This is a genomic window from Kitasatospora sp. NPDC059160 (assembly GCF_042755465.1).
Classification (GTDB): domain Bacteria; phylum Actinomycetota; class Actinomycetes; order Streptomycetales; family Streptomycetaceae; genus Kitasatospora.
Window position 1 is genome coordinate 1 of the sequence record NZ_JBHZCN010000179.1, and the last position, 10,830, is coordinate 10,830.

Annotated in this window: 9 protein-coding genes; 6 read left to right on the top strand and 3 right to left on the bottom strand. The window is 72.7% G+C overall.

What is annotated here, in order from left to right:
- Positions 1–178: 178 nt before the first annotated feature.
- The gene (gene miaB / locus ACFXOZ_RS40655) at positions 179–1,681 is read right to left on the bottom strand and encodes a tRNA (N6-isopentenyl adenosine(37)-C2)-methylthiotransferase MiaB (protein ID WP_380595071.1); all 1,503 of its coding nucleotides are present in this window, start codon (positions 1,679–1,681) and stop codon (positions 179–181) included.
- 119 nt (positions 1,682–1,800) lie between these two features.
- Between miaB and ACFXOZ_RS40660 the strand changes: the two genes are divergently transcribed.
- Entirely contained in the window at positions 1,801–2,820 is a 1,020-nt protein-coding gene (locus ACFXOZ_RS40660) for a TAXI family TRAP transporter solute-binding subunit (protein ID WP_375889380.1), read from the top strand.
- A 73-nt stretch (positions 2,821–2,893) separates the two neighbouring features.
- Here the strand turns inward: ACFXOZ_RS40660 and ACFXOZ_RS40665 are convergent, their stop codons facing one another.
- Together ACFXOZ_RS40665 and ACFXOZ_RS40670 are read right to left on the bottom strand one after the other, a co-directional pair.
- Positions 2,894–4,324 carry a sensor histidine kinase gene (locus ACFXOZ_RS40665; RefSeq protein WP_375889383.1) on the bottom strand — a complete coding sequence of 477 codons (1,431 nt, stop codon included), beginning with the start codon at positions 4,322–4,324 and terminating at the stop codon, positions 2,894–2,896.
- Between the two features lie 6 nt (positions 4,325–4,330).
- On the bottom strand, positions 4,331–5,089 hold the full coding sequence (locus tag ACFXOZ_RS40670; RefSeq protein ID WP_375889384.1) for a response regulator transcription factor: 759 nt from the start codon (positions 5,087–5,089) through the stop codon (positions 4,331–4,333).
- A 392-nt stretch (positions 5,090–5,481) separates the two neighbouring features.
- Here ACFXOZ_RS40670 and ACFXOZ_RS40675 point away from each other — a divergent pair, with 392 nt between their 5' ends.
- From ACFXOZ_RS40675 to ACFXOZ_RS40695, 5 genes are all read left to right on the top strand, one after another.
- Positions 5,482–6,255: an amino acid ABC transporter ATP-binding protein gene (locus tag ACFXOZ_RS40675; protein ID WP_360237471.1), complete on the top strand. Its 774-nt coding sequence runs from the start codon at positions 5,482–5,484 to the stop codon at positions 6,253–6,255.
- A gap of 160 nt (positions 6,256–6,415) precedes the next feature.
- Entirely contained in the window at positions 6,416–7,324 is a 909-nt protein-coding gene (locus ACFXOZ_RS40680; RefSeq protein ID WP_375889387.1) for a glutamate ABC transporter substrate-binding protein, read from the top strand.
- Positions 7,325–7,371: 47 nt separating this feature from the next.
- Positions 7,372–8,022, top strand: a complete 651-nt coding sequence (locus tag ACFXOZ_RS40685; protein ID WP_375889390.1) for an amino acid ABC transporter permease — start codon at positions 7,372–7,374, stop codon at positions 8,020–8,022.
- Positions 8,019–8,867, top strand: a complete 849-nt coding sequence (locus ACFXOZ_RS40690) for an amino acid ABC transporter permease (RefSeq protein ID WP_375889392.1) — start codon at positions 8,019–8,021, stop codon at positions 8,865–8,867. Before ACFXOZ_RS40685 ends, ACFXOZ_RS40690 begins: the two co-directional genes overlap by 4 nt.
- A 122-nt stretch (positions 8,868–8,989) precedes the next feature.
- Complete coding sequence (locus ACFXOZ_RS40695) at positions 8,990–10,735, top strand: FAD-dependent monooxygenase (RefSeq protein ID WP_375889395.1); 1,746 nt, start codon at positions 8,990–8,992, stop codon at positions 10,733–10,735.
- The last annotated feature ends 95 nt before the right edge of the window (positions 10,736–10,830 follow it).

The following is a 10,830-nucleotide window of genomic DNA, read 5'->3' on the forward strand; positions in this document are numbered from 1 at the left end:
GTACGTCCAGTACGAGGCCGACTCGGGCGCACGCCCAGCCGGGCGCCCAACGCCGCGCGCTGATCTGCCAAGATCCGCCGGACAGGCCCTAGCCGGAAAGCCGAACGGCCCGGCCGGAGCTCCGAGCCGCGACTCGCGCGCTCGCTCCGGCCGGGCCGTTCGGCCTCCGTCACACGGGTCAGTCGCCGCAGCAGGCGCCGCCCGCCGGGGCGGCCGACGGCAGCTCGGCCGGGGCGCCGATCTTCGGCAGGCCGAGCATGACGCCCGCCGGCTTGTCGGCCGGCTTGGCCTGGCGCTTCTCCCAGGCGTCGCCGGCCCGGGTGCGGCGCACCCCGAGGGTCGGGCCCTCGGCCAGCAGGTGGTGCGGGGCCGCGTAGGTGATCTCGACGGTCACCACGTCGCCGGGGCGCACCGGCTCGTCCGGCCTGGTGAAGTGGACCAGCCGGTTGTCGGGGGCGCGGCCGGACAGGCGCTGGGTCCTGTCGTCCTTCTTGCCCTCGCCCTCGGCGACCAGGATCTCCAGGGTGCGGCCGACCTGCTTCTTGTTCTCGTCCCAGGAGATCTCCTCCTGGAGCGCGATCAGCCGGTCGTAGCGGGCCTGGACGACCTCCTTGGGCACCTGGTCGGCCATCTCCGCGGCGGGGGTGCCGGGGCGCTTGGAGTACTGGAAGGTGAAGGCGTTGGTGAAGCGGGCCTCGCGGACGACGTGCATCGTCTGCTCGAAGTCCTCCTCGGTCTCGCCGGGGAAGCCGACGATGATGTCGGTGGAGATCGCCGCGTCCGGCATCGCCTCGCGGACCTTGCGGATGATCCCGAGGAAACGGTCCTGCCGGTACGAGCGGCGCATCGCCTTGAGGACCTGGTCCGAGCCGGACTGCAGCGGCATGTGCAGCTGGTGCATCACGCTCGGGGTCTCGGCCATCGCGGCGATCACGTCGTCGGTGAAGTCGCGCGGGTGCGGCGAGGTGAAGCGGATCCGCTCCAGGCCCTCGATCTGCCCGGCGGCGCGCAGCAGCTTGGAGAAGGCCTCGCGGTCGCCCAGGTCGGAGCCGTAGGCATTGACGTTCTGGCCGAGCAGGGTCACCTCGATGACGCCCTCGTCGACCAGCGCCTCGATCTCGGCGAGGACGTCGCCGGGGCGGCGGTCCTCCTCCTTGCCGCGCAGCGCCGGGACGATGCAGAAGGTGCAGGTGTTGTTGCAGCCGACCGAGATCGCGACCCAGGCCGCGTACGCCGACTCGCGGCGGGTGGGCAGCGTGGAGGGGAAGGTCTCCAGCGACTCCAGGATCTCGACCTGGGCCTTGCGCTCGACCGCGGCCCGCTCCAGCAGCGCCGGCAGGTGCCCGATGTTGTGGGTGCCGAACACCACGTCGACCCAGGGGGCGCGCTTGACGATGGACTCGCGGTCCTTCTGGGCCAGGCAGCCGCCGACGGCGATCTGCATGCCCTGGTGGCGGCCCTTGACCGGCGCGAGCTGCCCGAGGTTGCCGTACAGCTTGTTGTCGGCGTTCTCGCGCACCGCGCAGGTGTTGAACACGACCAGGTCCGGGTCGCCCTCGGCACCGGCCTTGACGTACCCCGCGTCCTCCAGCAGGCCGGACAGCCGCTCGGAGTCGTGGACGTTCATCTGGCAGCCGTGCGTGACGACCTTGTAGCTCTTCAATCCGCTCTCACCGCTCACCAGACCAGGGTACGGGCAGCCGCGGACCGCCTTTCCCCGGATCTTCGCGGAACGGCTCCCCGAGCTTTCCACCGGTCGTTCCCCTCCCGTTCGGCCCGGGCGCCTGGCACTATCCCTGCATGACCCCCACCGATCCGTCACGACTCGGCGCCGCCGTCCGCCGCGCGGCCCGCAGCCCGCTGTGGCGGACCGTGCTGGTCCTGGTGCTGCTGGTGGCCGGGTTCGGCGGCTGGTGGCTGTCCGCGGGCCGCTCGCCCGGCTACCCGCGCGGGGAGACCCGCTTCGCGACCGGCGTCCCGCGCGGCGTCTACGACCGGTACGGGCAGCTGCTGCAGAGCCACGTCTCGCAGACCATGCCGGGGGTGCGGCTGGCCCTGGACAGTTCCGAGGGCTCGGTGGACAACCTCCGCCGGGTGATCGACGGCAAGGACACCTTCGCGATCGCCACCGCCGACGCGGTCGCCGCCTACCAGGGCCAGGGCAAGGACCGGCTCCGGGCGATCGCCCGGCTGTACGACGACTACCTGCAGCTGATCGTCCCGGCGGACTCCCCGGTGCACCGCACCGCCGACCTCAAGGGCCTGCGGGTGGGGGTCGGCCTGCCGCAGTCCGGGGTGAACCTGGTCACCAGGCGGCTGCTGACCGCGGCCGGCCTGGACCCGGACCACGACATCACCCCCGTCCCCGGGGGCGTCAGCGACGGCTCGGACGAGCTGCGCGACCACAAGATCGACGCCTTCTTCTGGTCCGGCGGCCTGCCGACCAGCGCGCTCACCGACCTCTCCGACCACATGCGGATCCGGGTCGTCCCGCTGGGCGACCTGTCCGAGGCCCTGCACAAGGCCGAGGGCGACGGCGTCGACGCCTACCGGGCGGCCACCATGCCCAAGGGCACCTACCCGAACGCCGAGCCCAAGGACGCCGTCGCCACCATGGCCGTGCCCAACCTGCTGGTCACCCGGGACGACGTGGACCCGGGGCTGGTGGAGGGGATGACCCGGGCGGTGATCGACAGCCGGGACCAGATCGGCGCCCAGGTGCACGCCGCCCAGCTGGTCGACCTACGCACCGCCGTCTACACCGACCCGCTCCCGCTGCACACGGGCGCCGCACGCTACTACCGCTCGGTGAAACCCTAGGAGCCGCAGGAGCCGCAGGAGCCGCAGGAGCCGCAGGAGCCGCGGCAGGCCGTGGCGGCCCCGGGTGCTACGGCTACGGCCGTCCCGGCCGCGGCACCGCCAGCGTCACCGCGAGCCCGGTCGGCCGGACCGGGGCGAAGCCGAGCGAGCCGCCGCCCGCCGCCAGCAGGGTGCGGGCGATGGACAGGCCCAGTCCGGAGCCGTCCACGTTCTGGTGCCGCGCGCTGCGCCAGAACCGGTCCCCGGCCCGGGCGAGCTCGTCCTCGGTCAGCCCGGGCCCGGTGTCGCTGACGGTCACCGCGACCTCGTCCCGGAACACCGAGACCCGCAACAGCACCTGGCTGCCGGCCGGGCCGAACTTGAGCGCGTTGTCCAGGACGGCGTCCAGCGCGGAGCCGAAGCCGATCGGGTCGGCCATCCCGATCGCCAGCGCCGGGCCGTCCCAGCGCAGCTCGATCCCGCGCTGCTCGGCGACCGGCCGCCAGCCGTCCACCCGGGCGAGGGTCAGCCGGGCGAGGTCGGTCTGCTCGGGTTCGGGGCGGGCGTGCTCGGCGGTGGCCAGCCCGAGCAGGTCGTCCAGCACCCGGGCCAGCCGGGTGCCCTCCTCCCGGACGCCGCTGAGCTCCTCCTCGTGCCCCTCGGGCAGCTCCAGGCCGAGCACCTCGACCCGCAGCAGCAGGGCCGAGAGCGGATTGCGCAGCTGGTGCGAAGCGTCCGCGACGAAGGCCTTCTGCTGGTCCATGGCGTGCACCACGTGGTCCGCCATCTCGTTGAACGAGCGTGCCAGCCGCTGGAGTTCGGGCGGCCCGCCGCCGGGGGCGACCCGGGCGGCCATCCGGCCGGTGGCGATGTCGTGGGTGGCCCGGTCGAGGGTGCGGACGGGGCGCAGCACCCACTCGGTGAGCCGGACGGCCAGCAGCACGGCGACGGCCATCGCGGCCGCCTCGCCGCCGGCCAGCACCAGCCACTTGTGCAGCACCCGGGCCCGCAGCGCCCCGGTCGGTGACTCGCTCAGCACCACCGCGACCACGTCGCCGTCGCGCACCACGGGGGCGGCGACGGTGATCGTCCGGTCCTCGGTCCACGGCCAGACCTGCGGCGGGTTGTGGCTGCGCCGCCCGTCCAACGCCTCCTGGAAGGCCTGGGCGCCCCAGCCGACGGCGGGCACCCCCCAGTCGCGGGGGGCGACCGCTATCGACGTGCCGTCGCGCTGGAAGATGCCGAGGCGGACGCCGTACAGGTCGTAGTAGCGCTGGACCTCGGTGGCGATCGCGTGCCGCCGGCTGAGGTCGCCGGGGGCGGGCTCCGGGTCGCCCTTGCGGGCGGAGTCCAGGGTGGCGCCTGAGGTGGGCAGGTCCTGGGCGAAGCGGGCGGCGTCGTCGAGCCGGTCGACCACCACCCTGCTCTGCTCGGCCGCCGCGAACGCCGCCGCGAGCGGCAGCCCCAGGGCGGCCAGGACGCAGAGCATGAGGGCGATCAGGATGCCGAGCAGGCGGGTGCGCACGTGCGGTCAGTGCTCCGCGGGGGCGGGCGGGGTCCGGTCGGACCCGGGGGAGGCCGGGGAGTCGGGGATCAGCCGGTAGCCGACGCCGCGCACGGCCTCGACCAGGCCGGGCAGCGCCAGCTTGTTGCGCAGCGAGCCGATGTGCACCTCCAGGGTGCGGCCGTTGCCCTCCCAGCCGCTGCGCCAGACCTCGCTGAAGATCTGCTCGCGCCGGTAGACCACGCCGGGGCTCTGGGCGAGCAGCGCCAGCAGGTCGAACTCCTTGCGGGTGAGCGGCACGTCGCGGCCGTCCACGCTGACCCGGCGGCGCTCGCGGTCGATCCGGATGCCGCGGGACTCCAGCGGGCCGCGCTGCTGCGGCACGGCGTCGGGCGCGGGCACCGCGACCGAGGACGGCTGGGCGCCGCGGCGGGCGACGGCGTGGATGCGGGCGAGCAGTTCGCCCATGTCGTACGGCTTGGTGACGTAGTCGTCGGCGCCCAGGTTGAGACCGTGGATCCGGGAGCGGATGTCGGCGCGGGCGGTCACCATGATCACCGGGACTCCGCTGCCGGCCCGGATCCGGCTGCACACCTCGAAGCCGTCGCGGTCGGGCAGCCCGAGGTCGAGCAGCACGACGCGGTACGGGTCGTTGCCGTCCGGCACCAGGGCGTCCAGCGCCTCGTGCCCGCTGCGGGCGTGCCGCACCTGGAAGCCGTGCCGGCCGAGCACCGCGACCAGTGCCGCGGCCACGCGTTCGTCGTCCTCGACGAGCAGCAGTCGCATCCTGTTCTCCTCCTTCCCCCTTGTGATCACCGGACCGATCGGTCCGGGACCGGTCCTGCGCAGTATGGGCCAGCGGGCGGCCCGGCGCCAGGTTCGCCCGCGGACCGGGCTCGCGGGGGACGGCGAGCACCGGCACGGATCCCCGCTGTGACATGCCCCGTCGACGCACTCGCGAACAGTACGTACGGATCGCGTGGCCGTTTCGTGATCCTCAAGTTCCGCTCAGATCGGCTGACGGGGCACCGTCACCGCTCCTATGGTCGCCCCACCGGGGGCTGCGGCTCCGCCGGTCGCGGCTCCCGGATTTCTTATCACCATTGCCGCCCAAGGGAGTTGGAACTTCCCGGGCAGGCAGGGTTCACCCCAGTTCGACACAGTAGGGAGCAGGCGCGATGTCCGAGAGCCCGGTCGAGGACTCCACCCCCGCAGCCGCCCCGCTGGTCGTGCTGAACAAGGTCAACAAGCACTACGGCGCGCTGCACGTGCTCCAGGACATCGACCTGGAGATCCGCCAGGGCGAGGTCGTGGTGCTGATCGGCCCCTCCGGGTCGGGCAAGTCCACGCTCTGCCGGACGATCAACCGGCTGGAGACCATCGACTCCGGGGAGATCACCCTGTCCGGCCGCCCGCTGCCCGCCGAGGGCCGGGAGCTGGCGCGGCTGCGCGCCGAGGTCGGCATGGTCTTCCAGAGCTTCAACCTCTTCGCGCACAAGACCGTGCTGGAGAACGTCGTCCTGGCGCAGGTCAAGGTGCGCAAGGTGCTCCGCGGGCACGCCGAGAAGACCGCCCGCGAGCTGCTCGACCGGGTCGGCGTCGGGGCCCAGGCGGACAAGTTCCCGGCCCAGCTCTCCGGCGGCCAGCAGCAGCGCGTGGCGATCGCCCGGGCGCTGGCGATGAAGCCGAAGGTGATGCTCTTCGACGAGCCGACCTCGGCGCTCGACCCGGAGATGGTCAACGAGGTGCTGGAGGTCATGCGCCAGCTGGCCGCCGACGGCATGACCATGGTCGTGGTCACCCACGAGATGGGCTTCGCCCGCTCCGCCGCCAACCGGGTGCTGTTCATGGCCGACGGGAAGATCGTCGAGCAGAACACCCCGGACGCCTTCTTCACCGCGCCGCGCTCCGACCGCGCCAAGGACTTCCTCTCCAAGATCCTCCACCACTGACGCCCGGGGCCGGCCGCAACCGGCCGGGACCGTTCAGGACCGCCTCCCAGACCACCGGGGCCGCCGCCGGCAAGGACGCCGGCCGACCCCGCACGTGTACCGACTTCCAGACGCCAGAGCCCGGTCGACACCGTGGCCCAGCCCCAGGAGACCAACCCTCATGAGGACTTCCCGCACCCTCGCCGTGGCGCTCTGTGCCGTCGCGCTCACCGCCACCGCCGCCTGCGGCAAGGACGGCACCCCCGCCGCCTCCAACAACGCGGCGAGCGCCAGCAACGCCCCGGCGCTGCCGACCTACACGGTCAAGACCGACGTCAAGATCGACTCCGCGGTGCTGGCCGAGGCCAAGAAGCGCGGCCAGCTGATCATCGGCGCCAAGGCCGACCAGCCGAACCTCGGCTGGGAGGACGTCGCCAGCGGCGACCGCAGCGGCTTCGACATCGAGATCGCCAAGATGGTCGCCGCCGACCTCGGCTTCACCCCGCAGCAGATCAAGTGGCAGACCCTGGTCTCCTCGCAGCGCGAGCCGGCCATCGCCAAGGGCCAGATCGACTTCTACGTCGGCACCTACAGCATCAACGACGAGCGCAAGAAGACGGTCTCCTTCGCCGGCCCGTACTACATCGCCGGCCAGGACTTCCTGGTGAAGAAGGACAACACCTCGATCACCGGCCCGGAGAGCATCAGCGGCAAGAACGTCTGCACCGCCACCGGCTCGACCTCGATCAAGAACATCCAGCAGTACAACCCGAAGATCACCCAGTTCGACACCTACTCGGCCTGCGTCGAGAAGCTGCTCTCCGGCGAGGTCGACGCGGTCACCACCGACGACGCGATCCTCAACGGCTACGCCTCCAAGTACGCCCCCAAGCTCAGGGTCGTCGGCAAGCCCTTCACCAAGGAGAACTACGGCGTCGGCCTCAACAAGGACGACAAGGCGCTGCGGGACGCGATCAGCGACGCCCTCAAGGCCCACGAGGACAACGGCGACTGGAAGAAGGCCTACGACGCCACCCTCGGCGCGTCCGGCTCGGCCGCCCCGGCGGTCCCGACCCTCGACCGCTACTGATCCGCACACTGTCCGCCCCTGACCATCTGTGAGAGGAGGGCCGCCGGATGGGGTTCCTGTTCGAGCAGGACAACTTCGCGTTGTTCCGCGACGGCTTCCTGCAGACGATCGAGCTGAGCGCGCTCAGCGCCCTGCTCGCCCTGCTGCTGGGCACCCTGCTGGCGGCCTTCCGGGTCTCCCCGGTGCCGGTCCTGCGCGCCTTCGGCACGACCTGGGTGACGCTGTTCCGCAACACCCCGCTGACCCTGCTGTTCTTCGCCGTCACCTTCGGCCTGCCACCGCTGGGCGTGCACTTCAGCCACCTCGTCTTCGCGGTGCTGGCGCTCGGCGGGTACACCGCCTCGTTCGTCTGCGAGGTGATCCGCTCCGGCATCAACACCGTGCCGCTCGGCCAGGCGGAGGCCGCCCGCAGCCTCGGCATGAACTTCTTCCAGACCCTCACCCTGGTCGTGCTGCCGCAGGCCACCCGGACGGTGCTGGCCCCGATGAGCAGCGTGTTCATCGCACTGCCGAGGAACTCGGCGATCGCCGGCGCGTTCAGCGTCGGCGAGCTGTACAGCGCCCAGCAGACCTTCTCCGAACGCGGCTACTCGATCTTCGCGATCTTCTTCTGGGTGGCCTGCGCCTACCTGCTGATCAGCGCGACGGTCGCCTCGTTCTTCCGTTTCCTGGAATCCCGACTGGCGGTGGCCCGATGAGTGTTTTCCAGCGCCAGGCCTCGGCGAGCGTCCTCTACGACACCCCCGGCCCCCGGGCCCGGGCCCGCTACCGCCTGTTCGGCGTCCTCGGGGCGATCGGCATCGCGGGCCTGCTCTGGTACGTCGTCTCGGCGCTCGCCGACAACGGCCAGTTCGACGCCGACCTGTGGGACCCGTTCCAGTACACCTTCGTCCAGCAGATGATCGTGGACGGCCTGCTGTCCACCCTCAAGGCCTTCGGCCTGGCGGCCGCCCTCTCGCTCACCCTGGGCGCGCTGCTGGCCGCCGGACAACTGTCCGACCACAAGCCGGTCCGCTGGACCTGCACCTCGGTCGTCCAGTTCTTCCGGGCGATGCCGCTGCTGATCCTGATCGTCGCGCTCTACTACGCGTTCTTCGCCAAGGACCCGATGTGGGCGCTGGTGCTCGGCCTCACCCTGTACAACGGCGCGGTCCAGGCGGAGATCATCCGCAGCGGCGTCAACGCCGTGCCGCGCGGCCAGGGCGAGGCGGCGTACGCCCTCGGGATGCGCAAGACCCAGGTGATGTCCGGCATCCTGGTGCCGCAGGCCGTCCGCTCGATGCTGCCGACGATGATCGGCCAGCTGGTCGTCACCCTCAAGGACACCTCGCTGGGCTACATCATCACGTACAACGAGCTGCTGTTCATGGGCAAGAAGATCGCCAGCCAGCCGTTGAACGCCGCGGGCTTCCCCTACATCCCCGTGGTCCTGGTGATCGCCCCGATCTACATCGTCCTGTGCCTCCTGTTGACCGCGCTCGCGCGGTGGATCGAAGCACGTGGCCGTCGCGGCGCGAACCGGCGCACTTCATCTGCTGCTTGACGGACACCCAGGCGAACTGTTGCATTGCTCTTCGTGACACCTCCCGGGAGCATCCACGCGGCATATGCGGCAGCGGTAACTGACGCCGGCCCATGGGCCGGTTCGTCCCCGGAGGTCCCCGCATGGATCCGGTGATCGTGGTCGGGGCCGGACCGGTCGGTCTGGCCCTGGCCCTCGCGCTGGCCCGGCACGAGGTCCCGACCGTCGTCCTGGACGAGGGCTCCGGGCTCTGCCCGGAGGGCCCCCGCAGCGTCGTCCTCGGCGCCGACACCACCGCCTTCCTGACCCGGATCGGCTACTCCCGGGCCGTCTCCGACTCGGCCCTGTGGGACACCTTCGAGGTCTGGCGCCGCCGTCAGGAGGTGCTGAAGATCGACCTCACCGACTCGCCCACCTTCCACCTCCCCCAGCACCGCCTCCAGCGCGGACTGCGGGACGCCCTGACCGGCACCCCGCTGGTCCGGCTGGTCCCGCTGAACCGGGTGGTCGAACTCGAACAGGACCGCGACGGGGTCAGCGTCCGCACCCACGGCACCCAGGACGGCTCCAGCACCTGGTGGCGCGGCAGCCACCTGGTCGGCTGCGACGGCGCCCGTTCCGCCGTCCGCAAGCTGTTGAAGATCCGCTTCCCCGGCCGCCCCGCGGTCGACCGCAACGCCATCGCCACCGTCCGGGTCGACCTGCCCTTCGACGGCGCCCGGCTGCACCGCGAACCCCCGTGGCGCGGCGACCGCGAGGCCACCGCCCGCCCGCTGCCCGACGGCGTCTGGCGGATCGACTGGCGCCTGCCCCCCGGCCGCCCCGCCCCCACCGAACAGGTCGACCCGCACGCCACCTGGCCCGGCGTCGTCACCGGCGACACCCTGCTCACCCGGGTCACCGCCACCCTCACCGGCTGGTGCGGCGAACTCCCCCGCTACGAGCTGCTCGCGGCCGCCGACCACACGGCCCAGCAGCGCCTCGCCGCCCGCTTCCGCAACGGCCGCTGCTTCCTCGCCGGCGACGCCGCCCACCTGCACGGCGCCCTCGGCATGCAGAACCTCGCCGACGGGCTGCGCGACGCCGACAACCTCGCCTGGCGGCTCGCCCTCGCCTGGCACCTCCACTCCGGCGGCCCCCAGCCCGGCGGCTCGCTGCTGGACGGCTACGAGGCCGAGCGGCGCGGCGCGGTCGGCGCCCGGCTGCGCGCCGTCGACCAGTCGATGCCGCTGCTGCGCCCGCTGCGCGGCTGGCAGCAGACCCGCCGCTCACTGCTGGTCGGCGGCTTCCGCAAGCACGCCCCGATGCTCGCCGACGGCCAGCTGGGCAGCGGCCGCTTCGGCGGCGCGCCCGCCTACCCGGCGGCGCCCTCCGGCGTCCCCGGCCGGGTCCCGGTCCAGCGCGGCGCCCGCGGCACCACCTCGCTCAGCGAACTGCTGCCCGCCACCGCCCCCGGCGTACTCGTCCCGGACCTCCCGGTGCTCGCCGCCGACGGCACCCCGGACCACCTGCACGCCCGGCTGGGCGCCACCTTCCTACTGCTGCTGGTCGCCCCCGGCACCGCGGTCTGGTCGGCCGAGCACTGGCTGGGCGCCGGCCTGATGCCCCGGCTCGCCGAGGTCTGCGCCGCGCTGCCGGTGCCCGCCGAGGTGCTGGTCACCGAGGAGTACCCGGGCGCCGGGCCGCACACCGTCCTGCTGATCCGGCCGGACGGGCACCTGGTCGGCGTCACCCAGGGCGCCGCCGCCGAGGACCTCCTGGCCCTCGCCGACCACGCCCGCGGCGGCCCGGCCCCGATCGCCGGCCCGCCCGGGCCGGAACCCGAGCCCGAGCCCGGGACCGCGCCGGAACCCGAACCCCAGCAGGTCGACTCGGCGAGCCAGAGCTAAGGCCTAGGGCCTGTCCGGCGGATCTTGGCAGATCAGCGCGCGGCGTTGGGCGCCCGGCTGGGCGTGCGCCCGAGTCGGCCTCGTACTGGACGTAC

Bases quoted from the DNA above. Each gene is read 5' to 3' on its own strand.
- ACFXOZ_RS40670 (WP_375889384.1), bottom strand. From the start codon at position 5,089: ATGCGACTGCTGCTCGTCGAGGACGACGAACGCGTGGCCGCGGCACTG.
- ACFXOZ_RS40690 (WP_375889392.1), top strand. From the start codon at position 8,019: ATGAGTGTTTTCCAGCGCCAGGCCTCGGCGAGCGTCCTCTACGACACC.
- ACFXOZ_RS40680 (WP_375889387.1), top strand. From the start codon at position 6,416: ATGAGGACTTCCCGCACCCTCGCCGTGGCGCTCTGTGCCGTCGCGCTC.
- ACFXOZ_RS40685 (WP_375889390.1), top strand. From the start codon at position 7,372: ATGGGGTTCCTGTTCGAGCAGGACAACTTCGCGTTGTTCCGCGACGGC.
- ACFXOZ_RS40675 (WP_360237471.1), top strand. From the start codon at position 5,482: ATGTCCGAGAGCCCGGTCGAGGACTCCACCCCCGCAGCCGCCCCGCTG.
- ACFXOZ_RS40660 (WP_375889380.1), top strand. From the start codon at position 1,801: ATGACCCCCACCGATCCGTCACGACTCGGCGCCGCCGTCCGCCGCGCG.
- ACFXOZ_RS40695 (WP_375889395.1), top strand. From the start codon at position 8,990: ATGGATCCGGTGATCGTGGTCGGGGCCGGACCGGTCGGTCTGGCCCTG.